Consider the following 23,656-nt stretch of genomic DNA (forward strand, 5'->3'; position numbering starts at 1 on the left):
GATGGGTTGGTTATCCGGGTGAGCGCGTTTGCCGGCATGGATTTCGGCACTCCCGGTCCGAAATGATTCCGACGTGCTGGACAAGATCGCAATCGTGGGTGTGGCGTGTCGTTTCCCCGGCGGAGCCGGCGATCTGGAGGGGCTGTGGTCGTTGCTGGCCGCAGAGCGCGAGGTGGTCGGGCCGCCACCGCCGAACCGGTTCGACGTCGAGCGGTACTGGGACTCCAACCAGCTGCGGCCGGGCAAGTCCTACACGTTCGCGGGTGGGTACCTCGACGACATCACCGGGTTCGACGCCGGCTTCTTCGGGATCAGCCCGCGTGAGGCGATGTGCATCGATCCGCAACAGCGGCTGGTGCTGGAACTGGGCGTCGAGGCGCTCGACGACGCCGGGATCGACCCGGCCTCGCTGGCCGGTACGGATGCCGCCGTGTTCGTCGGTGTGTCCGCGTTGGACTACGGCGGACAGCAAATGCTGATTCCGTCCGCGGTCGGTCCCTACACCAACTCCGGAGCCGCCCTGTCCAACACGGCGAACCGGCTGTCCTACCAGCTCGACGTGCACGGACCCAGCCTGAAGGTGGACACGGCGTGCGCCTCGTCGCTGAACGCGGTCCACCTGGCCTGCGAGCACCTCCGGCACGGCGGCGGACGGGTCGCTTTCGCCGCAGGGGTCAACCTGCTGCTCAACCCCATCACCTACGTCGGGTTCGCCAAAGCCGGGTTCCTGTCGCCGACCGGGCACTGCCGCCCGTTCTCAGCCCGTTCCGACGGGTACGTCCGTGCCGAGGGCGGTGGCGTGCTGGTCCTCAAGCGCCTGGCCGACGCGGTCGCCGACGGGGACCGCGTCCACGCCGTGATCGCGGGGTCCGGCACGAACAGCGACGGGCACACCAGCGGACTGGTGCTGCCCAGCGGCGAGGCCCAGGAAGCGTTGCTGCGCCAGGTCTACGACCGGTTCGAGCTCGACCCGGACGACCTGGCCTACCTGGAGGCGCACGGCACCGGGACACCGATCGGCGACCCGGTCGAGTGCCGGGCGATCGGGAACGCCCTCGGGCTGCGCCGCACCGGCGCGGCGCTGCCGATCGGTTCGATCAAGGCCAACCTGGGGCACCTCGAACCGGCGTCGGGCATGGCCGGGCTGTGCAAGGCGATCCTCGTGCTGCGCCACGGCGAGATCCCCGCGACCCCGAACGCGAGCCCGCGCAGCACGGAGATCGACTTCGACGGCCTGGCACTGACCCCGGTGGAGCGGTCGCGGCCGGTGGCGGGCCGTTTGGTCGGGGTGAACTCGTTCGGGTTCGGCGGTGCGAACGTGCACGTCGTCCTGGAGGAACCACCCGCGGCTCACCCCGCGCTGCACGGGGGAACCGAGGTGCCGATCGTCGTCTCGGCACACACCGAGGCGGCCCTCGCCGACGCGGTGTCCCGCATGGACCGTCGTCTGGCAGGCTGCACGGATTTCGCCGACCTCGCCTACACCTCGTCGCAACGACGGGGAAAGCACGCCCACCGCCGCGTGGTGCTCGCCGCCGACGCGGACGAGGCGCGTCATCGCCTGGCGAAGCAGATCCCGCCACAGCGGGCGACCGAGCGGGGCCGCGTCGCCTTCGCCTTCTCCGGTCATGGCGCGCAGTGGCCCGGCATGGCGGCGGACCTCGTCGACACCGACCCGGTGTTCGCCGGCGCGGTCGCCCGGATCGACGCCGCACTGGCACCGCTCGTCGGCTGGACGGCCGCCGGCGAACTGCGGTCGGCCGAGCCGCGGCTGCACGACACCGGTGTGATCCAACCCGTCCTCTTCGCGGTGCAGGCCGGCATCGTGGCGGTGCTCGCGGAACACGGCCTGCGTCCGGAAGCCGTGTACGGCCACAGCGTGGGGGAGATCGCCGCCGCCTTCGCCGCCGGGATCTACGACGTGGACCAGGCCGTGGCCCTGGTGGTGGCGCGCAGCCGGGCCCAGGCGACCACCGCCGGCACCGGCACCATGGCTGCGGTCAGCCTCGGGCCGGAGGAGACCGGGACACTGCTCGCACGCTACGACGGGCGCGTGGAGATCGCGGGGATCAACAGTGCGAGTGACGTCACGGTCGCCGGGCCGAGGGCCGATCTGCAGGACCTCGCCGACCGGCTGGCGGAGCGCGAGGTCTTCTGCCGCATCCTCGACCTGGACTACCCGTTCCACAGCGCGGCGATGGAGCCGTTGCGCGCCCCGCTGCTGGCGGACCTGGCCGGCCTGGCACCGAAAGCCGCCGCAGTCGATTTCGTCTCCACGGTCACCGGCGAGCCCTTGGCGGGGGAGCGACTGGACGCGGAGTACTGGTGGCGCAACGTCCGTGAGCCCGTCCGCTTCGCCGCGGCCACCGACCACCTGGTCGCCGCCGGGTTCGACACGATCATCGAGATCGGGCCGAAACCGGTGCTGCGGACGTACCTGAAGCGAGCCGCGAAGGACGGCGTGCTCGCCGTTCTGCCGACGCTCACCCGGGACGAGCCCGGAGCGGCCGCGCTGCGGGCGACGGTGGAGTCCGCGCTGGCCGCGGGCGTGGCGATCGCCCCCGAACGGTTCTTCCCCCACCGAGGCCGGGTCGTGCCGCTGCCCGCTCACCCGTGGCAACGCGAGCGGTTCTGGCTGGGCGGCCGGCACACCTGGGGCGGTACCAGCGCGCCACCCGACCACGTGCTGCTCGGCGACCGGGTCGCCGTCTCCGACCCGACGTGGCAGACCACCGTCGACCCGGCGCGGTGGCCGTGGCTGACCGGCCACCGGGCGGCGGGGACGCCGATCATGCCGGCGGCCGGCTACCTGGAGATGGGCTGGGCGGCCGGGCAGCTCGTGTTCGACGGACCGGCGGAGGTGAGGGAGCTGCACATCACCAAGCCGATGGTGGCTCCCGACGACGAGTCGGTGCTGCCGAACATGCAGGTCTCACTGTCCGAAGAGGACGGCGTGTTCCGGGTCGCCACGTGCTCGGCCGAGGGCCAGACGTGGCTGACCCACGCACGAGGACGAGTGCGCCGCCGGGTGGCCTCGGCCCCGCCTCCACTCGACCTGACCGCACTGCGCGCACGGTTCGCCGAGAGGGGCGAGCACGTGGATCGGGAGACGCTGTACGCCGACGGGGAGCGGATCGGTCTCGGCTACGGCCCCGAGTTCCTGGTCATCTCCGGCCTGTGGGTGGACGGCATGGAGGTCCTGGGCGACTACGACTGCGGCCACCTGGACTTCACCGGATTTCACGCGCACCCGGCGTGGACCGACGTCGCCCCGCAGGCCGCGATCCAGCTCGGCCGGATCCGCCGCGGCCACGTGGCCGACGAGGACTCCTACATGCCCGTGGCGATCGGCTCCGCCCGGTTGTGGAACACACCCACCAAGACCGGCGCCGTGCACTTCCGCTGCCGCACCCTCTCGGAGTCCTGGGCCTCGGCCGACATCACCCTCACCGACGACGCGGGCACCGTCGCACTGGAACTGCTCGACTGCCGGTTCCTGCGGGTCAAGGTGCCCAGCCGGCGCGTGGTCCGGCGCCAGCACACCGAGCTCCGCGCCGCACCGCGCGGCCTGCCACCGGCCGCCGAGGTGCCCTGCCCGTCACCGCGGGTGCAGGCCCCGCCGGTCACCGGCTACGCGGAGCTGAGGCGACGGCGGCTCGAGGCGGCCGCCGCCTTCACGGTGCGCGCGTTCACCACCGTCCTCGACGGAGCGGAGGTGTTCTTCACCGACGACCTGCTGGCCGCCGGGGTGCGCCCGGAGTTCGGCCGCCTGCTCGACCTGCTGACCGGACTGGCCGCCGACCACGGCCACCTGGAGTGGCTCGGCGAGTTCCAGGGACGCACCCGCTGGCGGATCCGTCCCGACGTCGCCGAACCCGCGTTCGCGGGCTTGGTCGCCGACTTCCCCGAGCACGTCCCGGACCTGACCTTGTTCGGCCGGTGCGGCCTGCACCTGGCCGAACTGCTGCGCGGGGAACGGGACGCGCTGGACGTCCTTCTCCCCGCGCACGGCAGCGACACCCTTGCCCACTACCACGCCCTGTCTCCGCTGCTGCGGTCGTGCAACCACGCCGCGGCGGAGGTGATGCGCGCACTGGCCGAGGCGTGGCCCGCCGACCGTCCACTCAGGATTCTGGAGGTGGGTGGCGGCACCGGCGCGCTGACCGCGGCGCTGCTGCCCGTCCTGCCGCGAGACCGCACGCGTTACGTGTTCACGGACATCTCGCAGACCTTCCTCGCCCCGGCCGAGGCGCGCTTCGGGCGGTACGACTTCGTCGAGTACCGGACCCTCGACCTCGACCAGCCCGACGTCGAGGCCGGTGGCTTCGACGTCGTGGTCGCCGGAAACGCCCTCCACGCAGCCAAGGACGTGCGTGCGGCACTGCGCGCGGTGTCGGAGATGCTGGCCGACAACGGACGTCTGCTGTTCGTCGAGGCCCACGATCCGATGCTGCTCGCCCTGCCGTTCGGCCTGGTACCCGAGTTCTGGTCGATGACCGATCTCGACCTGCGGCCCACCTCGCCGGTGCTGTCCGCCCAGCAGTGGCGCGATCTGCTGCCGGACAACGGTTTCCGTGCCGCGCGAACGGTTCTCGAAGGAGAACTGTGCTCGTTGACGACGGCGAGCAGGGTGCCGCGCACCGCTTCCGCGCAGGAGGCGACGGGTACCGCTGCGAGCAGCCGTGTCGTGGTCGTCGCCGAGGACGACACCGACGAGCTGGCCGTCGCGCTCACCACGAGGCTCGCGGAGCTGGGTGCCGACGCGGTGCGGACGACCGCCGGCACCGGCACAGCTGACTGGTTCACCGCTTCGGAGACCGATGTGGTGCTCGTGCTCGCCGAGGACGAGGTGGATCCGCCGGCCGCCGTCGAGGCGACCACACGGCGGTTCGAACTGGTGCGCACGCTCGCGGTCAGGTCCGCCGAGCTCCCCGCGGGCGCGGTGACGCGGCTGTGGCTGGTCAGCCGCCCCACCGGGGTCAACCCGGCGCCCGAAGGGGCGACGGACCCGGCCGGCGCCGCGTTCTGGGGCGCCACGCGCACCGTGGCCGCCGAACACAGCCCGATGAGCATCCGGCGGGTCTCGGTCGCGCGTGACGTGCCGGTCGACCGAGTCGCACGTGAGCTCCTCGACCCCACGGACGAGGACGAGGTGGTGCTCACGGCGTCGGGCCGGTTCGTGCCGCGTCTGCGCGACATGCCGCCACCCCCTGCCGACGACCCCGCCACCCCGTACCGGCTCATCGCCCGCGACGCGGGGCCCTCCTACGAGCTGGCGTGGGTGGCCGCGGAGATGCCGGAACCCGGTCCGGGCCAGGTCGCCCTCGAGGTCCACGCCACGGGCATCAACTACCGCGACGCGCTGCTCGCGGTCGGACTGCTGCCGGGGTGGGTCGTGGAGGCCGGCATGACCGGCACGCGGCTCGGCGGCGAGTGCGCGGGAGTGGTCACGGCGGTCGGCCCCGGCGTGACCCGGTACCGGCCGGGTGACCGGGTCTTCGGGTCCGTCGCCGGTTCCTTCGCCTCGCACGTGCTGGCCGACGAGAACCTGGTGGGGCCGGTGCCCGACGGGATCGACCTGGTCTCCGCGGCGACCATGCCCGTCGCGTTGATCAGCGCCAGCTACGGGCTGGTGCACCAGGCCAAGCTCGCCAAGGGCGAGACGGTCCTGGTGCACGGCGCCGCCGGCGGTGTCGGGCTGGCGGCGTTCCAGTGCGCCCGCTCCCTGGGTGCCACGGTGATCGCCACCGCGGGCACCGAGGAGAAGCGCGACTTCCTGAAACTGCTCGGCGTGGAGCACGTCTTCGACTCGCGCAGCCTCAGCTTCGTCGCCGACGTGCTCGCCGTGACCGACGGTCAGGGCGTCGACGTCGTGCTCAACTCGCTGGGCGGGGAGTTCATCGGGCGCAGCCTGGAGCTGCTGCGCTTCGGCGGCCGGTTCGTCGAACTCGGCAAGCGTGATCTCTACAGCGACCGCAACGTCTCGTTGTTCCCGTTGCGCAACAACATCAGCTACTTCGTCGTGGACGTCGACCAGCTCGGAAGCCGGCGTCTGCAGGAGATCGCCAACGAGCACGACAAGATCATCGACCACGTCCGGGCGGGAGTCGTCCATCCCGTCCCGTACCGGGCGTTCCCGGCCGCCCAGGCCGCCGAGGCGTTCCGGTCCCTGCAGCACTCCCGGCACATCGGCAAGCTGGTCGTCACCTTCGACCGGCGACCGCAGGTCGAGCGGGCTGCCCAGGCGGGTGCCTTCGTGCCCGACCCGTCCGGCACCTACCTGGTCACGGGTGGCGCGGGTGGGTTCGGTGCCGAGACGGCACGCTGGCTCGTCGACCGCGGGGCCAGAAGCCTCGCACTGGTGAACAGGCGGGGGAGGGCCGTACCGGAAGCCGAAGACCTCATCGCCGAGCTGACCGCGCGGGGCGCGGCGGTGTCCGTGCACGCCGCCGACGTGACCGACGAGTCCGCGATGCGCGCTGTCATCGACTCCATCGACCGTGGCGGCGCCCCGCTGCGCGGCGTGGTGCACGCGGCGATGGTGCTCGACGACGTGATGATCACGGACCTGACGCCGGAGCGGTTCCGCGCCGTGCTCGCGCCGAAGATGGCCGGCGCGATGGTCCTCGACCGCGTCACCGGTCGCCACGACCTCGACCTCTTCCTCCTGTTCTCGTCGGGGGCGGCCGTGGTGGGCAACGCCGGTCAGGCCGCCTACTGCGCCGGGAACCTGTTCCTGGAAGCACTGGCCCGTGCCCGCCGCAGCCGGGGACTGGCCGGGCAGACGATCGCCTGGGGTGCCCTCGGCGAGGTCGGCTACGTCGCGCGCAACGAGGCCACGGCCAAGACGGTGGTCCGCGCGGGCTTGGCCCTGCTGCCGCTGCGTTCGGTGCGCCAAGCGCTGGACGAACTGGTCGGCGGTCCCGAGGTGTCGCTGGTGTGGAGCCACGACGGCCAGTTCCTGCGCCGCCTCTACTCCCACCTCGCCACACCGAGGCTCGGCGAGCTGGCAGGAGGCGAGCAGGCCGCCGACGGTGAGGACGACGATCTCCTCGTCCGCCTGCGGGAGGCCTCGGTGGACGAGGCGGTCGAGCTCGTCGCCGAACACATCGTGAAGACGCTCGCCGAAGTGCTGGGCGTCGCACCGGAACGCGTCGACCGCAACCGGCCACTGGACCAGCTGGGGGTGGACTCGCTGATGGGCGCCGAGCTGGTCACCAAGATGCGGCGCCGCTTCGGCAGGGAGATCCCGATCATGCGGGTGGTCGCGAGCAGCGGCATCGACGACCTGGCCCGTTCCCTGGCCACCTACTTCAAGACCGAGGACAACCAGTGACCCAGACGACCGTGCGGCACTTCCCGCTCTACATCGGCGGAGAACTCGTCGACACCGACGAACGCGCGTACGGCATGAGCGTGCGCGCCGTCCTGGAACCGGACGGGGCCGCCGCGACATCGCTGTTCCGCCTGCTCCGCGAAGGCACCGAAGAGGAGTTGCACGCCCACCCGCACATCCTGTGCTCCGTCGCGTTGTCCACACCCGAGCAGGGGCAAGCAGCGCTGCGGGCGGCAGCGCAGGCCGCGGCGCGGCTGCGCCTGGTGCCGTTCACCGACCGCCTGGCGTGCGTCGGCGCCCTGTACGAAGGATTCCTGGAGCATCGCGAGGAACTCGCGCGGCTGATGCGCATGGAGGGATGCCCGCGCCTGCTGGCCGAGGCCCAGCTCAACGCGGTGCTGCACCTCGTCCACCCGGAAAGCCTGGAGCTGGCGCGTTCCCTGCTCCGGCAGGAGATCACCACGCCTCACCACACGATCGTGCTGCAACGCCAGCCCGACGGTGTGGTCTGCGTCGACCCACCCGCTAACACCCCGCTGTACGGGTTGATCGCCTCGTTGGTCCTGCTGGCGGGCAACAGCGTGGTCATCCGGGTGCCGCGCAGCTGCGCCAGCTCGCTGGCCCATGCGCTGCACAACATCATCATCCCGGCGCTGGAGGCACACGGCGCGCCGCCGGGAACGATCAACGTGCTGTGCGCCGACTTCGAAGCCACCATGAGGCAGTGGCTGGACAGTCCGCTGGTGAACACCATCTACTACTTCGGCTCCAGCAGCCGCGGGCTGGCACTGGAACGCGAATGCGTGGAACGGGGCAAGCGGGCGATCCTGGAGTTGTCCGGCAACGACGGCATGCTGGTGTGGCACGACGCCGACCTCGAGCACGCCACCGCGGCACTGGTCGAGTCGTTCTACGCCTCGGGCCAAGCCTGCATCGGCCCGAAGTACGCCGTTGTCCACCCCGCCATCGCCGATCAGCTGCTCACCCGGCTGCGGGAGGCCGCGTCCGCGCTGCGCCCCGGTGACCCGGAAGACTCCGACACGGTGCTCAGTCCCGTTCTGCGCGCCACGGCCTTCAGGCGTTCTCTCGACGAAGCGCTGCGTGCGGGTGCCACGAAGGTCTGCGGTGGCGCGCAGATCAACCTGCGCGGCGAACCCGATCCCCATGGGCTCTTCCTCGAACCGACGGTGTTGCGCATCAACGGCTTGGAGTTCGCCGAGACCGTTGCCGCCGTGCGTGAGGAGTGCTTCTTCCCGCTGCTGTCCGTCGTGGTGCCGCAGGACGGCCCGGACCTGCTCGACCGCTGCATCGCCTTCCTCAACGGCAACAGGTTCGGCCTGCGCAACTCGCTGTGGGCGGAGAGCCAGGAGGTGATCGAGCGGTTCACCACCGCCGTGACCAACGGGGGAGTGCTCAAGGTCAACGACTCCCACATGGCCCACGCCCGGCACCTGCCCGGACTCGGTGGCACCGGGCACAGCGGAGGTTCTCACGGTGAGGCCGCCTACCCCTTCCTGCGCGCCAGCCGCCTCCAGGCCGTCGCCATCGCCACGACCAGAACCCACCCCTGGCAAGCCGTCATCGGCATGAACTGACACCACGCGACGACCACCGGCGTACCGGGAGAACCCGATGCGCCGGCAGTCGTCGTCCCGAGCTGATCAGCCGGGCAGCGAGGCCGGTACAGGCCACGCGCGCCCGCTGCCCGACGCGGTGAACACCGTGTCGGTCATGGCGAACAACGCAACGCCGAAAGCCTTCGTGAAGGCGTCCACACCCTCCTGGGTGGGGGTGATCGGGATGTCGCTGCCCTTGATCGTGGTCGGCTGACCCGGCGCCCCCGGCTCCACGGACAGCCGCACCGCGCTCACGTCGCCGGCGTACAACGGCAGCTCGCCGACCCACTCGTCGTCGATCTTCAGAAAGGCGTGGACCCGCCCGTCGGGAACCGAGCCGCGGATGCCGGTGATCTCCATGCGTGCTTTCGCGTTCCGCAAGACCACCCCGCCCAGCGCGCGTCCGGACCCCTTTCCCGGTTGTCCCACCGGGCTGATCGTGCCGGTGCTGTACTCAGGTGGGAGCTTCACGCCCACCACAGTCGTGCCGTCAGCGCCCACAATGGCGGTAGCCGGCGCGACGGCCTGCACTTCGATCTTTTCCGTCGCGAGCCGCTCGCGCGCGACCTCGGTCAACCGCATCTCACCCAGTCCATCCAGCAGGGTGAACGCCGCGTCAGCCGTCGGACTCGCGTTCGCGGATGTGGCACCGTGCAGCTGCGCGAGAACAGGAGCCGCCATTGCGCCGCTGACAAACATACGTCGAGTGATCGCCATGATTCCCAGTGTCACGTATTCCAGGGAAGACATAGGCGTAGACAACTCGAAAGAATGAGGTCCACGTGCCGCGGAAACGACGCCGCGACCTGGTGTCGGCGAGCGGGCGGTCCGCCACGCGTCGACCGGCTTTCGTCGAGGAGAATGTCATCGCAAGACCCGCCGGGGAACACGGCGTTCCCTTGGACGTGGCGCAGGAGCTGAGCACGCTGCTCCGTCCTCCTGGTGAGGCGCAGTGACCTGCCGGGCGGTGCCGAAGCGCCTGCCCGCCCCGCCGGACTGCCTTCGCAACCGGAGGGTGTGGAGTGACCACCAGGGGGAGGTGCCGCCCGATCAGGACGGGCTCGTGCTGCCGGCACAGATCGCGGGCAACGACGTCGATCACAGCCTGTTCACGTTGAACCTGTCCGTGAGAACCGTCCGCCCACTTGACGGCGGTGGCCCGCGTGAGGCGAAAGGCCTTGCTCCGACGTGACCTCGGGCTGCGGCTCCCGCACCGCGACCTGGCAAGACTGGTCGTGGAAGCAACGAGATCGAGGAGTCGCCGTGAGGGCTGCTGTTGTCACGAAGCTGGGTGCGCCGCTGGAGGTCCGCGAGGTGCCGGTGCCGGTACCCGCCGCCGAACAGGTGCTGGTGCGGCTGGAGGCGTCGGGCATCTGCCACACCGACATCCACGCCGCCAATGGCGACTGGCCGGTCAAGCCCACCCCGCCGTTCGTCCCCGGCCACGAAGGCGTCGGCGTCATCGCGGCCGTCGGCCGGGGGATCGACCCGGGACGGGTCGGCACGCGCGTGGCCATCCCCTGGCTCGGGCACGCCTGCGGCGAGTGCTCCTACTGCGTGTCCGGCTGGGAAACGCTGTGCGAGCAGCAGCGCAACACCGGCTACTCCGTCGACGGCTGCTACGCCGAGCACACCCTCGCCGACGCCCGCTACGCCGTGCCGGTGCCGGACGGCGTGTCCAGTGTGGACGCCGCGCCGCTGACCTGCGCCGGTGTGACCACCTACAAGGCCGTGAAGGTCGCCGCCGTGCGTTCCGCCGAGCGGGTCGCCGTGTTCGGCATCGGCGGCCTCGGGCACCTGGCCCTGCAGTACGCCCGCATCGCCGGCGGCTTCACCGTCGCCGTGGACGTCGAGGACGACAAGCTCGCCCTGGCCCGCGACCTGGGCGCCGACCACACCGTCAACGCCCGCACCGCAGACCCCGTCGCCGCCATCGCGGAGCTGGGCGGCGTGGACGTGGCCATCGCCACCGCAGCCTCGCCGCAGAGCTTCGAGCAGGCGTTCGCCTCGCTGCGCCGCGGCGGGCGACTGGTCTGCGTCGGTCTGCCCGCCGACGGCGTCCTGCCCGTTCCCGTGTTCGACCTGGTGCTCAAGGGCATCACCGTCGTCGGCTCCGTCGTCGGCACCCGCCAGGACCTGGCGGAGGTCTTCGCCCTGCACGCCGCCGGTCGCACCAGGGTCGTCGCCCTCACCCGCAAGCTCGACGACGTCAACAGCTCGTTCACCGAAATCCTGAACGGCTCGGTCCCCGCCCGCCTGGTCATCGAGTTCTGACACCGCGGCGGGGAACCGCTCCCTAGTGCTGTGTTCCGGTGTGGGAGAGGTTCCACGGCCCGCGGGGGAGTTGGACGGGCAACGGCCGTCCGCGGTCGGCTCGCAGGATGGTGTAGAGCGAGCGGATCTCCGCCAGTCGTTGCGCCGCGGTCACCGCCGGTCCCGCCGGGGTCCACGGTGAGCGGGTGCTGCCGAGGAGGAGCTCGGCGAAGCTGTGCGCGATGCCGGCGTGCCCGTGCGTGCCGGGGTGGACCCGGTCGATCGACCACATCCGCGGTGCGTGGGTGCGTTCGTCGTGCCACAGGTCGTGCATGATCGCGTTGTGCTCGGCCGCGATCGTGCGCACGTGGTCGTTGACGAGCTCGAACCGTGAGCGCGTCGCCTGGTGCAGGCGTGCGGGCCCTGGCCAGCGCCGGGTGATGTCCGGCAGCGTCGCCATGACCACCCGTGCACCGCTGTCGCACAGGGCCGCCACCGTCCTGCGCAGCACGCGGCCCACCTCGGCGCCGTCGAACCCGTGCCGGTCGAACGCGTCGTTGGCACCGACCATGACGCTCGCCAGATCGGGTTCGAGGCGCAGCGCCTGCTCCAGCTGGTGCTGCAGGACGTGCTGGGCGTGCCATCCGCGCACGGCGAGGTTGTCGTAGCGCAGTCCTGGCCACGCGTGGTCGAGCTCGCCGGCCAGGACGTCGGCCCAGCCGCGCAGCGTGCCGTCGAGCCGGGGGTCGCCGACCCCCTCGGTGAGGCTGTCGCCGAGCGCCACGAACCGCCGCACCGGCTGAGTACTGTAAACCATACTCAGCACGGTAGCCGAACCTCTCCTCACGCCGCACAACAGCGGCTCTTGGCAACGCCAGAAGCAGGGGCATGTGACACAGTGCGCGCATGCAGCAGCCCCGCGCGCACGATCCGGCCGAAGCCGCGGACCCGGCGTGGAACCGCGAAGCGTGGCTCCTGGAGCCGGACTCGGTGCAACGAGCGCTCGACGTGCTCGTACCGCGCAGCGCCGGGCAGGTCGTGCGGGAGGCGTTCTACGGCACCCGGCGTTTCGACGACTTCCGCCGCCACACGGGCCTGACCCCCGGCGTTCTGTCCGCACGCCTGCGCGACCTGACCGACCAGGGCATCCTGACCAAGGTCGCCTACCACGACACCGGATCGCGCGGCCGCCACGAGTACCGCCTCACCGACAAGGGGCGGGACCTGGCCACCGCGATCATCAGCCTGCTCAACTGGGCCGACCACTGGCTTCCCACGCCTGACGGACCCACCGTCGTGCTCACCCACCGCGACTGCGGCGCGCCGATCCGAACCCAGGTCCGCTGCACCCACGACCACCCCGTGGACAGCCTCGGCGACATCCAGGCCGCGCCTGGCCCCGGCGCCCGCGCACGCGACTGAGCCGTCGCCCCGGACACCTCGCCGAGGGTGCGCAGATCGAACTCGAGGCCGTTGACGGTCGCTCGTCCCCCGCTCCTGCGGATGGCTCTTCTACTGACGCGGGACGCGGGGCACGCGGAGGACCTGCTGCAGACGGCGCTGGCCAAGGCGTGCGGGCCTGGGGCCGCATCGACGGCGATCCGGAGCCGCGTCGACAGCGATCCAGAGCCGTTCGGGCGGCGGATCATCGTGACCCCGCACGCCACCTGGTGGCGGCGCCGGTGGAGAGTCGAGGAGCCGACCGGTGACCGCTCGACTGGACCGGACTCGACGTCGTGCCAGGGCAATGGTCGACCATCACGCTGACCGTGGACGGCAAGCAGACGTTGGGCCTCGACGTCCCGAAAGGACGGACAGTCAAGATCACTGTGATTCCCGAGCGCTCCACAGGGGAGTGGAGGGTGACGCTCGGCCTGCGGTGAGGCGGCGGATCCGGGCGTTGAGGTAGCGCTGCTCGGGCTGGCTCGCCGTGAGCCGGGCTGCCTTGCGGTAGCTCTCCAGCGCGCCCGGCAGGTCGCCGAGCATCTCCAGCAGATGCGCATGTACGGCGTGAGTGCGGTGGTGTCGCCGCATCGCGGGATCGTCGAGCAACGGTCCGAGGAGGGCCAGACCGTGCTCGGGACCGAACGCCATCCCGAGCGCGACCGCCTGGTTGAGCGTCACGACCGGGCCCGGCGCCACCCGTGCGAGCATGGCGTAGAGCAGGGTGATCTGCCGCCAGTCGGTCGCTTCCCCGCTCTCGGCCTCCGCGTGGACGGCGGCGATCGCGGCCTGCAGCTGGAACCTGCCGACGTGTCCGCGCGGCAGGACCCGTTCGAGGATTCGCACGCCTTCCGCGATCCGCTGCCGGTCCCACCGGGACCTGTCCTGCTCGGCCAGCGGCACGAGGTCGCCGTTCTCGGTGCGGGCGGCCGCACGGGCGTGGGTCAGCAGCATCAACGCCAGCGCGCCGGCGACCTCGTCGTGGTCGGGGACGACCGCGTGCAGTTGCCGGGTGAGGCGGAGGGCCTCCTCCGCCAGCGGCGAGTCGACCAGCCCGTCACCGGTGGATCGCGTGTGCCCCTCGGTGAACATGAGGTGGCAGACGTCGAGCACCGCGGCGATGCGCGCGGGCAGGTCGGCACGGGCCGGGAGGCCGAACACCGCACCCGCCGCCCGCAACGTGGACCGCGCCCTGGTGAGGCGCTGCGTCATCGTGCGCTCGGGCACCAGGTACGCGGCGGCGATCTGCGCGGTGCTCAGCCCGCCGACGGCGTGCAGCGTCAACGCGACCTGCGAGGACCGGCTCAGGCTCGGGTGGCAGCACAGCAGCAACAACCGCAGGGTGTCGTCGGCCTCGTCGAGAGGTGACCGGTCGGCGGCGGGGGAGAGGTGGGCGTCGGCGGGAAGTGCGGCGCCGAGAGCGTTCTCCCGCGCCATCCGCGCGCCATCGGCCCGCAGCCGGTCGACCAGCCGCCGCGACGCGACCCGGATGAGCCAGCCGCGGGGGTTGCCGGGCACGCCGTCGCGGTCCCACTGCCGCGCCGCCGCCTCGGCCGCCTCCTGTGCCGCGTCCTCGCAGTCGCCCAGGTCGCCGTACCGGTGCAGGAGGGCGGCGAGGACGTGCGGGGACTCCCGCCGCCACACGTCCTCGACCACCCGTGCGATCACTGGTCGGACCCGCCCGGCCACATCGCCGGCCGCAGCTCGACGGTCTCGCCCGGACCCGCGAACCGTGCCGCGATCTCCTCCGCGCGCTCCCGGCTGTCCACGTCGATGAGGAAGAACCCGGCCAGGTGCTCCTTGGCCTCCGAGTACGGGCCGTCGGTGACCAGCGGCTTGCCGTCGCTCCAGCGGTAGAGCCGCGACGACTCGGGCGCACCCAGCGCCTCGCCCCCGAGCAGTTCGCCGTTCTCCCGCAGCTCTTCGAGCATCGCCTCGAAGCCGGCGTTCAGCCGTTCCAGCTGCTCCTTCGACATGACCTGGTACTCGGGCAGGTAGTCGGAGGTCGGGTGCCCCCACGGCTGCGGGTTGGAGTGGATCATGAGCACGTACTTCACCTGTCGGCCCCTTGGTTCTCGTCGTGGACGCGGCCGGTCGGCCCCATCCTCGCGTGGGACGTCGGAGCCGGGCGCGTCACGTCTACATCCGCCGGGAGGATTTTCGAGCCAGGTGCCGGCAGCACAGGTGATGTCGCCGACTGCGCTTTCCGCCGACGCGGTCGCCGTCCATCGGCGGGCATGCACAGCGGAGGCATCTGCACGCGGTTCGTCAGCAGGCCGGGCGCATGCCTTCGGACTGTTCCGCGTCCACGACGCCGGACAGGGTCACGTCGACTGGCGCGCTGTCGGTGCGGTGCTCTGGTTCCTCGCGCAGGTGCGGCAGACCGAAGCGGGCAGCCAACTCGTCGTAGATCGGGGTCCCCGCTTCGGCCGTGGGTGCGGTGCTCGGCTGAGCCGCAATCCCAGCGTCATCGCGGTCATCGGAGGCAGTGCTGCCGCTGTGCTCGACGGAACCCTCGGCGGGACGGTTGTAGCTGCTCATCGCTCTGGTCCCTGGTGGATCGATGGGGTAACACGGTCAAGACTGCATCCGACGCGAATACGCGTCGGCATCCGCTTTTACCCCGATCGGGCGATGGCTAATCCTCTGAACGCCGAGTTCGGCCGAAGCCACGACGTCATCGCACGTGTGCCGGTGCCGACTACTTCTTGCTCTTGCCTGGTGGTTGCTGCGGCTTGCCCTTCTGCTTCTTCGCACCTGCTTCCGCAGCCGGGGCCGGGGCAACTGGCTGCCGCGCCACCTCCGCAACGGGCGTGGCGGTGCCGGCCTGGACGGTGGGCTGCTGGGCCGGCGTCGTCACCTGAGCGGCGGACGGGGTCGACGCGGTGGATGACGTGGTGGTCGAGGACGTGCTCGACGTAGGTGCGGAGTTGACCGGCTGGGCACCGGGTGCGACCGCCCAGGCGACGCTGACCGCGCCCAGCAGCGCCGCCGCCGAGGCGAGCAGCGCCTTGCGCGGCACCCGAGCCGACCGCGGTGCGTCGGTCGGAGCCTTTTCCGCGAGGTGGGCGGGGACCGGCAGGGTGTCGTCGGCGACGGGGTTCGCCTGCAGGGCTCGAGCGCAGTCCGCGGCGGTCGGCCGCTGGTCGGGGTCGGACGCGGTCATCGACGACAGCAGACCGGCCAGGTCGGCGGGCAGGTGCTCGGGGATGGCCGGAGAGCGGTGCAGGCGGGCGACGGCGGCCTCGACCTCGCCGCCGGGGTACTCGCGGTGGCCGGTGAGGCACTCCAGCAGGACCAGGCCGAGGGCGTAGATGTCGACGGGGTGGTCGACGTCGGCGCCCCGGACCTGTTCGGGAGCGAGGTAGGCGGCGGTGCCGACCATCTGGTCGGTGCGGGTCAGCCTGGTCGCGCCGGGCAGACGGGCCAGGCCGAAGTCGGCGAGGTAGGGCCTGTCGAGGTCGTCGAGCAGGATGTTGGACGGTTTGACGTCGCGGTGCACCACACCCTGGGCGTGGACGTAGGCCAGGGCTTCGGCCAGTTCGGCGCCCAGTCGGCGCACCCGCTGCGGGGACAACGGGCCGTCGGCGATCTCCGTGCGCAGGGTGCGCCCCTCGAGCAACCGCATGACCAGGAACGGCGTGCCATCTCCGGTGCCGGCGTCGTGGACCGGCACCAAGCCTGGGTGCGACAGCCCGGCCAGCGTGCGGACCTCGGACTCGAACCGGCGCCTGGCCGTGTCGTCCCACCCGGGCCGGAAGACCTTGACCGCCACCTCGCGGCCCAGAACGGTGTCCTCGGCGCGGTAGACCTCCGCCATCCCGCCGGCACCCACCGCGTCCAGCAGCCGGTAGCGGCCGGCCAGTAGGTTGCCGTTCACCGTCTGTGACACCGCCACACCCTCCATCGTCCAACGCGACACGTTCGGGTGCCCTGCTGCGGCGGCGCGAAACACTGCAAGTGACAAAATGCGCAGCGGTGTGCTGTCCCGCCGCGCCGCGCTCGCTGTCGGCTCGACGTGGCATTACCGGGTCTTCGCGGTGAACGCGGCGCTCAACGCGAGCGCGCCGTCAGCCGTGGTGTCGGCGACCGTGAAGCAGGCTGGTGTCCGATGCGGACGGTGACGGCGCGAAGTGGCACGACCGGTTCACCTTCGGCGCGGAGCTGCCCCGCCCGTCGGTCTGACAGGTCCCCCTGAGCCCGGCCCGCCGTGGTGACCGTGCTCAGGGGGTAGGCCGGCACACCCGGTCGAGGCAGGTGCGACCTGTCGACGTGCAGCGGGGTCCACAGCCGCCTGATGCGGTCACTCAGCGGGCTTGCGGTACACCAGGCGGATGTTCTGCGGGCCGGCCGAGGTGCGACGGCGTTCGAAGAGCTCGTCCAGAAGGGCGACGACCGGGCGGCGGCGATGCCGGGTGAACACGGGTCGCCACAGGAACAGGACGAGCTCCCCGCCCGGCCGGAGCACCCGGTGCGCCTCCCGCATGGCCGCCAGCGGGTCGGGCATCTCCTCGAGGCTGTAGCCGTAGAACAGGGTGTCGGCCTGGTCGTCGGCCAGGGGCAGCTTGCAACCGTCACCGGCCAGGTAGGACATCCGAGCACCGGGCACGCCGTCCAGCCGGTGCTGCAGCAACTGCATGGCCGAGGGTGACGGGTCGAGGGCGATCAGGGTGTTCTCGCTGCCCAGGTGGGTTTTGAGTGCCGTGGTGTAGAAGCCGCCGCCGCTACCGACCTCCATGCAGATCGTGCCGGCGCGGCGCTCGACCACCCGCAGGTCGTAGCGGGGGAGGTCCCACCCGAGGATCATGCGCAGGACCGGGCTGCTGATCAGCCGGTACAGGCGGTCGGGGGTGCGCCAGCCGCCGCGGACACCCGGCCGGGCCGGATCTGTCGTGCTGGTCTTGAGGTCAAGCTCGGTCATCGTTGTGTGATTCCTTCGTCTTGGGCAGTGCGCGTGCCGCGGCGATCGTGGCGAGGACGAACAGGACGACGCCGACCACCATCGCGGCTCGCAGACCTGTCACGAACGCGGCACGGGCGAGCTCGAGCAGCTGGGAGCCCGCTTCGGGCGGTAGGGCGGCGGCAGCGGCGGTCGCCTCGGTGAGGCCGTCACGCGCTTGCGCCGCCACGCCGGGAAGGCTGGCTGAGTAGATCAGGGTGGCGATGCTGCCCAGAACCGTGACGCCGAGGCCGGCGCCGAGCTCGTAGGCGGTCTCCTCCACAGCGGCCGCCGCGCCCGCCTGCTCGGCCGGTGCGGCGGCGAGCAAGGCGTCGGAGGCGGCGGTGAGCGAGATCGAGACACCGAACCCGGTCGCCGCCAGCACCGGCCCGAGCAGCCACAGGTTCTCGTGCACCGTCAGACCCGCGGCCGCTGCCGCCAAGGCCACGGCGCTGACAGCGAACCCGGCGACCGTCATCCGGCGATTCCCGAACCGCTGCAACAACGGCCCGGCGACGATGCTGCCGATGACCGCCGAGCCCATGACGAACATCAGCCGCAGCGCGGCGGGCATGGGCTGCAGCGCGAGCACGAGCTGCAGGTACTGGGCGAACAACAGGCCCAGGCCGACCAGCGAGGTCAGGACCAGCAGGACGCTGCCGACCGCGACGCTGAACGCGCGGTCGCGGAACAGCGACACGTCGAGCAGCGGAACAGGCAGTCTTCGTTGCCGCCGGACGAACGCCACGAGCAACAGGCACCCGAGCAGCCCGGCGACCGGGCCGAGCACGTACATCGTCCCGCCGTGCGGGGTCTGCTTGACCGCGAAGGCGACGCCGATGACGCCCAGCGCGGCCAGCACGGCGCTGAGCACGTCCCACGGTCCGTCCGGCGGGTCCGCGGACTCCGGGATCAGCCAGAAGGTCAGCGGAATCGCCGCGATCATCACCGGCACGTTGATCAGGAACGCGGCGTGCCAGGAGAACGTCTCCACCAGGAAGCCGCCGAGCAGCGGTCCGAGCACCGCCCCCGAACCGGCCACCCCGCTCCAGATGCCGATGGCCGTCTGGCGTTCGGCACGGTCGGGAAACGCCTGGCGCAGCAGTGACAGCGTGGCCGGCATGATCATCGCGCCGCCGACGCCGAGCACGGCCCGCGCCGCGATCAGCACCGCGACGTTCGGTGCCCACGCGCAAGCCAGCGAGGCCAGTCCGAACACGACGTATCCGAGCACCAGGATCCGGCGCCGGCCGTAACGGTCGCCCAGCGTGCCGAAGGCGAGCAGCAGGGGAGCCGCGACCAGCGAGTAGACCGCGATGATCCACAGCTGGCTGGTGGCGGTGGGCCGCAGGTCCTCCGCCAGCGCGGGCAAGGCCATGTGCAGCACCGTGGCGTCCACGGACACGAGCAGCAGACTGGCGCACAAGATCGCCAGCACGAGCCAGCGCCTGCCCACCAGTGGACTGGGAGAAATGGTCACGAGCAGTTGGCCTCAAGCAGATGGTGGTGCACGGTCCTAGTTTGGCCAATTCCGATCCGTGACACCTCATCCTTCAGACGCTTGTGAATCATCCTGTGGTTGTAGAAGCACAGGTCCTGCCGGGCAGGCTCACGTTAGCCGAAAGCCGGTGCCGCTCGTCGGGCGTTGGCGATGAAACTGACGAGCGACCGTCCGGGTGCGTGCACTGTCCCGATCAGACGGCCATCTCGGGATCGAGATCGTCGCGGAGCGCGGTCAACGGCGTTTGACGTGCTTGATCAACCGCGCCCAGCTGAGCCAGTGGGAAGCGTGAACCAGACGGTGAGGCCGCCGTCGATGCCGTCGGACAGTCCGATCGTGCCGCCGTGGGCGGTGACGACGCGGCGGCAGGTGGCCAGTCCGATGCCCGTGCCGCCCTCCACGGTGCCGTGCTGGTGCACCTGGCTCAGCAGTCCGAAGGCCTCCTCGCGGCGTTCAGGCGGGATGCCCCTGCCGTTGTCGGCGATCTCGACGCGCACGAACTCGCCGCGGTGCTTCGCGCGGATCCGCACGACGAGCCGCCGGTCGGGGCGTGCGAAGCGGACCGCGTTGCCGACGATGTTCTGCAGCAGTGCTCGGAGGTGCGTCTCGTCGCCGCGGACCGTCGGAAGCGGTTCGAGGTCCAGGTCCATCGTCTCGGTTTCCGCGCCGGTGGCGCGGTCGTCGATGAGGTCGGCGAGGAGGGCGCCGAGGTCCACGGACCCGTACTTCAGTTGCCCGCCGAGCTTCGCGTACTCCAGCAGTCCGTCGACCAGGGCGTGCATGCGGTTGGCGGCGCCCCTGCTGCGTCCGACCAGTCGCCCGGCGGTCGGAGCGCCCACGACAGCAGGGTGGTCGGAGAGCAGTTCGAGGAACCCGACGATGCCGGCGAGCGGGTTGCGCAGGTCGTGGCTGACCCGTCCGGCGAAGTCGGCGAGTTCGCTGTTGGAGCGCAGCAACTCGGCCCGGGCCGCGGTCAGCTCCTTCACGGCGCGGGCGAGCGCCAGACTGGACCGCTGCAGCTCCAGCACGTCGACGGCCTGGTGGGCCAGCAGGTCCAGGCTGCGCCGCTGTCGCCGGTCCAGTCGGCGGGGCACGTCGTCGAACACGCACAAGGTGCCGAGCACAGCTCCGGAGGGTGCCTGCAGCCGGCTCGCGGCGTAGAACCGGACCGACGCGATCCGGCCCGTGACGAAGGGGTTGGTGGCGAAGCGGGGGTCCTGCCGTGCGTCGGGCACCTCGACCGGCTCCGGTGTGACGATCGAGACGGCGCACATCGAGTCCTCCCGCGAGCAGATCGAGGGGGAGATCCCGACCGCCGCCACCTGGTGCTGGAGGTGCTCGCCGATCAGGTTGACCGCACCGTGGGGCACGCCGCAGACCTGCGCGGCCAGTTCCGCGAGGGCTTCCAGGTCGGATCGGCGCCCCAGGTCCTCGATGCCGTACTCGGCCAGCACGGAGTCGCGGTCGCGCTGCTCAACGGCCATCTGGCAGCACCTCTCCGGGATGTGTCACCGGTCCCGAGCCGGGCACGGGACCGCCCGCGGGCTCGGCGCTGGCGAATCCCACCCGCGTCATCCGGCCCCACTCGGCCTTCCCGCCACGCAGGACGTCCACCAGGCCGCGCAGCCGCCACACCGCGGTCAACTGCCGGTAGCCGATGTTCTCGACGACTGCCACCGCGAGGGCGACCGCCAGGTCCCGCCAGCCTCGATAGCGGTGGAACGAGTACTCCTCCACCACGAGGGCGACAAGGGAGAGCGCGACGCCGTAGCCGAGCGCCACCAGGAAGAACAGCACGGCGAAGGTCCAGTCGACGGCCCCGAGCAGCAAACCGACGACGAGGGCGACGAGCCCGAACAGCTCGACCACCGGCGCCAGCAACTCGAACAGCACGTAGAACGGCAGCGCCAGCGTGCCGACCGCGCCGTACGCCGGGTTCCCGATCATCCTCCGGTGCTTCCAGAGGACCTCCGCGAGACCTCGCGACCAGCGGCGCCGTTGGCGGCCGAGAACCCGCAGCGACTCCGGTACCTCGGTCCAGGCCACCGGTTCGGGAACGAACACGACCCTGGCGCGCCGCCGGTGGTCGCGCAACCAGCGGTGCAGGCGGACGACGAGCTCGGCGTCCTCCCCGATCGTGTCCACGTCCAGTCCACCGGTCTCCACCAGGACGTCGCGCCGGAACAGGCCGAAGGCGCCGGAGACGACGACGAGGGCGTTGAGGGCCGACCACCCGGAGCGTCCCAGCAGGAACGCACGCAGGTACTCCACGACCTGCGTGCGTGCCAGCCAGGTCCTCGGCATGCGCAGCTCGGTCACGCGACCGGCGACGACGGTGCTGTCGTTGACCGCGCGCACGACACCGCCGGTGGCGACCACGTGCTCGGGGTCGTCACCGAAAGGCCTGGCCACCGCCAGCAGGGCGTCCGGGTCGAGCAGCGAGTCCGCGTCGACCATGCAGACCAGCGGTTGGACCGCGACGTTGATGCCGGTGTTGTTCGCCGAGGCCTTGCCGCCGTTCTCCTTGCGGACCACGACCAGCGGCACCGCCGCGGGCGGGGCGTACACCGCGGTGATGACGCCGCGGGTGGGCACGTCGTCCGGCACCACCCGCGGAATCTCCACCAGGCCGAAGTGGGCCCGCAACACCTCGAACGTGCTGTCGGTGGAGCCGTCGTCGACGACCACGACTTCGAACAGGGGGTGTCGCAGGGCCAGCATGGCGTTGACGCTCTCGACGATCGTCGCCTCCTCGTTGTGCGCCGGCATCACCACCGACACCCCGAGCGTCAGCGGGTTGGTGTACGCCTCGTCGAAACCCGCGTAGGGGCGGCGCCGGAGGTGGCGGCGGAACTCGCGCACCGCGAGCAGGATCAGACCGAGGTAGCTCGTGTTGAGCAGCAGGAAGTAGGCCAACACGAACCAGTTGGCCACCACGATGACGGTGCTGACGATGTCCAGCGCGATCACGGCCGCACCGTCGCGAGCAACCTCTTGGCGTTCGCCGCCATCAGGGCCTCCTGGGCGTGGCGTGCGGCCGAACCCGAACGGCCGGCCAGCCGCGCGAGGGCGGCCACGCCGTAAGGACGGATCGCGGCCAGGGACGCCGCGGCCGTGTGCGCGACCCAGTGCACGGGGTCGTCGACCAGATCGGCCAGCACGGGAACGGCGCGCCGCGCCCCCAGCGCGCCCAGGGCCTCGGCCGCCGTCACCCGCAGCGCGAGCGGCTCGCGAGCGGAGGTGGCGGCGATGACGTCGTCGACCGAGACAGGAGCGCCGATGCGCCCGAGAGCGCGGGCCGCGCGCAGGCGCACCTCGGTGGAGCGGTCGGTGCGCAGCATCGCGACGAGCACCGGTGCCGTCGCCACCGCGCCGATCAAGCCGAGAGCCTCGGCGACCTGGGCGCGGACGAGGTCGTCGGCCTGATCCGCCGCGGCGAGCAGCGATCGAACCGCCGCCGGACCGATCCGCCGCAAGGCGGCCATCACCAGGTGGTGCGGCAGCGGGGGCGTGCGCAGCAGGCCGTGCACGAGCGCTGTCGCCGACATCGGGTCGGCCAACCGGCCAAGGGCACGCACCGCCACCGCGCGTACTTCCATGTCCCGGTCACCCAGCAGCCGCACGAGCTGCACCGTCACCCCTGGTCCCCCCACCGCGCCGAGCAGGTGGGCCGACCGGGCACGCACCACGGCGCTGCGCCGATGCACACCGCGCATCGCCCGCTCCACCGAACCTCGGCGTTCGAGCAGGCCGACCACGGCCGTTCGCGCCTCGCCGCGCACCTTGCCGAGCATGGCGACCGCAACCGGCTCCAGGGCACGCCATGTGCGCGGATCCACCGCGACCAGCCGCTCCACCACCACGGGGTCCTCGTCATCTCCTGCGACCAACTGGACCAGCCACGGACGAGCGGACGCCACGCGGCGCGCACGGCGTGCGTCGGTGACCCGCAGCCACCACCGGCCGACGAGGACTGCCAGGGCGAGGGCGACGAGCACGACGGCCAAGCACAACGCAGCGACGACCAACAGGTCGCGGTCGACCGACGGGGACACGGGCGAGGTCATCGCCGACTGCGGGCCAGGACGGCGCGAACCCGGCTGGCCAGCTCACGGGGGCTGAACGGTTTGGTCAGGTAGTCGTCCGCGCCCCAATCGAAGCCGCCCTCGACATCGCTCTCCTGGGCGCGGGCGGTCAACAGGATCACCGGTATGGCCGCGGTGGCCTCCGCCGCGCGCAACTCCCGGCAGACGTCCAACCCGGTCATCCTGGGCATCATCACGTCCAGGACAGCGATGTCCGGCATCGCGCTGCGGGCCATGGCCAGGGCGGTGGCGCCGTCCTCGGCGACGAGCACGTCGTAGCCCGCTTGCTCGAGCTTGAACACCACGACGTCCCGGACGTCGGCGTCGTCGTCGGCGACGAGCACGGTGGTCATGGGAACTCCCAGGTTCTCGGCGTCGCATTCGAAGTACCCCGAACTGGGCCATTCAGTCGATCGGGGTACTTCAACCGCGTGACCACCGCATCGGCACGGCGGGACGTCCCGCCGTCGTCGTTCGCCGGCA

General features: G+C 71.5%; 17 protein-coding genes. 5 read left to right on the forward strand and 12 right to left on the reverse strand.

The window, feature by feature from the left end; all coding sequences use genetic code 11:
- Positions 1-73 precede the first annotated feature (73 nt).
- Both V1227_RS05735 and V1227_RS05740 read left to right on the forward strand, forming a co-directional pair.
- Positions 74-7,336 carry an SDR family NAD(P)-dependent oxidoreductase gene (locus V1227_RS05735; protein WP_329791418.1) on the forward strand — a complete coding sequence of 2,421 codons (7,263 nt, stop codon included), beginning with the start codon at positions 74-76 and terminating at the stop codon, positions 7,334-7,336.
- Positions 7,333-8,931, forward strand: a complete 1,599-nt coding sequence (locus V1227_RS05740) for an aldehyde dehydrogenase family protein (RefSeq protein WP_329791419.1) — start codon at positions 7,333-7,335, stop codon at positions 8,929-8,931. The genes V1227_RS05735 and V1227_RS05740 overlap by 4 nt, the downstream gene beginning before the upstream one ends.
- A gap of 66 nt (positions 8,932-8,997) precedes the next feature.
- Here V1227_RS05740 and V1227_RS05745 read toward each other — a convergent pair whose 3' ends face one another.
- Complete coding sequence (locus V1227_RS05745; RefSeq protein WP_329791420.1) at positions 8,998-9,702, reverse strand: hypothetical protein; 705 nt, start codon at positions 9,700-9,702, stop codon at positions 8,998-9,000.
- A gap of 513 nt (positions 9,703-10,215) precedes the next feature.
- Between V1227_RS05745 and V1227_RS05750 the strand changes: the two genes are divergently transcribed.
- Positions 10,216-11,226, forward strand: coding sequence for a zinc-dependent alcohol dehydrogenase (locus V1227_RS05750; RefSeq protein WP_329791421.1), 1,011 nt, complete (start codon positions 10,216-10,218; stop codon positions 11,224-11,226).
- 22 nt (positions 11,227-11,248) lie between these two features.
- Here the strand turns inward: V1227_RS05750 and V1227_RS05755 are convergent, their stop codons facing one another.
- Positions 11,249-12,022, reverse strand: a complete 774-nt coding sequence (locus V1227_RS05755; protein ID WP_329791422.1) for an SGNH/GDSL hydrolase family protein — start codon at positions 12,020-12,022, stop codon at positions 11,249-11,251.
- 89 nt (positions 12,023-12,111) lie between these two features.
- Here V1227_RS05755 and V1227_RS05760 point away from each other — a divergent pair, with 89 nt between their 5' ends.
- Complete coding sequence (locus V1227_RS05760; RefSeq protein WP_329791423.1) at positions 12,112-12,627, forward strand: winged helix-turn-helix transcriptional regulator; 516 nt, start codon at positions 12,112-12,114, stop codon at positions 12,625-12,627.
- 402 nt (positions 12,628-13,029) lie between these two features.
- Here the strand turns inward: V1227_RS05760 and V1227_RS05765 are convergent, their stop codons facing one another.
- The 4 genes from V1227_RS05765 to V1227_RS05780 all read right to left on the reverse strand — a co-directional run bounded on the left by V1227_RS05765 (position 13,030) and on the right by V1227_RS05780 (position 16,540).
- The gene (locus tag V1227_RS05765) at positions 13,030-14,316 is read right to left on the reverse strand and encodes an RNA polymerase sigma factor (protein WP_329791424.1); all 1,287 of its coding nucleotides are present in this window, start codon (positions 14,314-14,316) and stop codon (positions 13,030-13,032) included.
- On the reverse strand, positions 14,313-14,705 hold the full coding sequence (locus V1227_RS05770) for a YciI family protein (RefSeq protein WP_329791425.1): 393 nt from the start codon (positions 14,703-14,705) through the stop codon (positions 14,313-14,315). Before V1227_RS05770 ends, V1227_RS05765 begins: the two co-directional genes overlap by 4 nt.
- 211 nt (positions 14,706-14,916) lie before the next feature.
- On the reverse strand, positions 14,917-15,189 hold the full coding sequence (locus tag V1227_RS05775) for a hypothetical protein (RefSeq protein ID WP_329791426.1): 273 nt from the start codon (positions 15,187-15,189) through the stop codon (positions 14,917-14,919).
- Positions 15,190-15,349: 160 nt separating this feature from the next.
- A complete protein-coding gene (locus V1227_RS05780; RefSeq protein WP_329791427.1) occupies positions 15,350-16,540 on the reverse strand; it encodes a serine/threonine-protein kinase in 1,191 nt (396 codons plus the stop codon).
- A 76-nt stretch (positions 16,541-16,616) separates the two neighbouring features.
- Between V1227_RS05780 and V1227_RS05785 the strand changes: the two genes are divergently transcribed.
- Positions 16,617-16,772, forward strand: coding sequence for a hypothetical protein (locus V1227_RS05785; protein WP_329791428.1), 156 nt, complete (start codon positions 16,617-16,619; stop codon positions 16,770-16,772).
- A gap of 179 nt (positions 16,773-16,951) precedes the next feature.
- Here the strand turns inward: V1227_RS05785 and V1227_RS05790 are convergent, their stop codons facing one another.
- From V1227_RS05790 to V1227_RS05815, 6 genes are all read right to left on the reverse strand, one after another.
- The gene (locus tag V1227_RS05790; protein WP_329791429.1) at positions 16,952-17,569 is read right to left on the reverse strand and encodes a class I SAM-dependent methyltransferase; all 618 of its coding nucleotides are present in this window, start codon (positions 17,567-17,569) and stop codon (positions 16,952-16,954) included.
- Positions 17,556-19,043, reverse strand: a complete 1,488-nt coding sequence (locus V1227_RS05795) for an MFS transporter (protein WP_329791430.1) — start codon at positions 19,041-19,043, stop codon at positions 17,556-17,558. The genes V1227_RS05790 and V1227_RS05795 overlap by 14 nt, the downstream gene beginning before the upstream one ends.
- Before the next feature lie 302 nt (positions 19,044-19,345).
- Positions 19,346-20,572 carry a sensor histidine kinase gene (locus V1227_RS05800; RefSeq protein WP_329791431.1) on the reverse strand — a complete coding sequence of 409 codons (1,227 nt, stop codon included), beginning with the start codon at positions 20,570-20,572 and terminating at the stop codon, positions 19,346-19,348.
- Positions 20,562-22,058 carry a glycosyltransferase family 2 protein gene (locus V1227_RS05805; RefSeq protein ID WP_329791432.1) on the reverse strand — a complete coding sequence of 499 codons (1,497 nt, stop codon included), beginning with the start codon at positions 22,056-22,058 and terminating at the stop codon, positions 20,562-20,564. The genes V1227_RS05800 and V1227_RS05805 overlap by 11 nt, the downstream gene beginning before the upstream one ends.
- On the reverse strand, positions 22,055-23,155 hold the full coding sequence (locus V1227_RS05810) for a HEAT repeat domain-containing protein (protein WP_329791433.1): 1,101 nt from the start codon (positions 23,153-23,155) through the stop codon (positions 22,055-22,057). Before V1227_RS05810 ends, V1227_RS05805 begins: the two co-directional genes overlap by 4 nt.
- Positions 23,152-23,526: a response regulator transcription factor gene (locus V1227_RS05815; protein WP_329791434.1), complete on the reverse strand. Its 375-nt coding sequence runs from the start codon at positions 23,524-23,526 to the stop codon at positions 23,152-23,154. The genes V1227_RS05810 and V1227_RS05815 overlap by 4 nt, the downstream gene beginning before the upstream one ends.
- Between the last annotated feature and the right edge of the window lie 130 nt (positions 23,527-23,656).

Source organism: Lentzea sp. DG1S-22 (genome assembly GCF_036321065.1).
In the GTDB taxonomy this organism is placed as follows: domain Bacteria; phylum Actinomycetota; class Actinomycetes; order Mycobacteriales; family Pseudonocardiaceae; genus Lentzea; species Lentzea jiangxiensis.

Coding starts and splice junctions, on each gene's coding strand:
- V1227_RS05745 (WP_329791420.1), bottom strand. CDS start 9,702: ATGTCTTCCCTGGAATACGTGACACTGGGAATCATGGCGATCACTCGA.
- V1227_RS05755 (WP_329791422.1), bottom strand. CDS start 12,022: ATGGTTTACAGTACTCAGCCGGTGCGGCGGTTCGTGGCGCTCGGCGAC.
- V1227_RS05760 (WP_329791423.1), top strand. CDS start 12,112: ATGCAGCAGCCCCGCGCGCACGATCCGGCCGAAGCCGCGGACCCGGCG.
- V1227_RS05775 (WP_329791426.1), bottom strand. CDS start 15,189: ATGAGCAGCTACAACCGTCCCGCCGAGGGTTCCGTCGAGCACAGCGGC.
- V1227_RS05785 (WP_329791428.1), top strand. CDS start 16,617: ATGCGCAGCGGTGTGCTGTCCCGCCGCGCCGCGCTCGCTGTCGGCTCG.
- V1227_RS05790 (WP_329791429.1), bottom strand. CDS start 17,569: ATGACCGAGCTTGACCTCAAGACCAGCACGACAGATCCGGCCCGGCCG.
- V1227_RS05800 (WP_329791431.1), bottom strand. CDS start 20,572: ATGGCCGTTGAGCAGCGCGACCGCGACTCCGTGCTGGCCGAGTACGGC.
- V1227_RS05810 (WP_329791433.1), bottom strand. CDS start 23,155: ATGACCTCGCCCGTGTCCCCGTCGGTCGACCGCGACCTGTTGGTCGTC.
- V1227_RS05815 (WP_329791434.1), bottom strand. CDS start 23,526: ATGACCACCGTGCTCGTCGCCGACGACGACGCCGACGTCCGGGACGTC.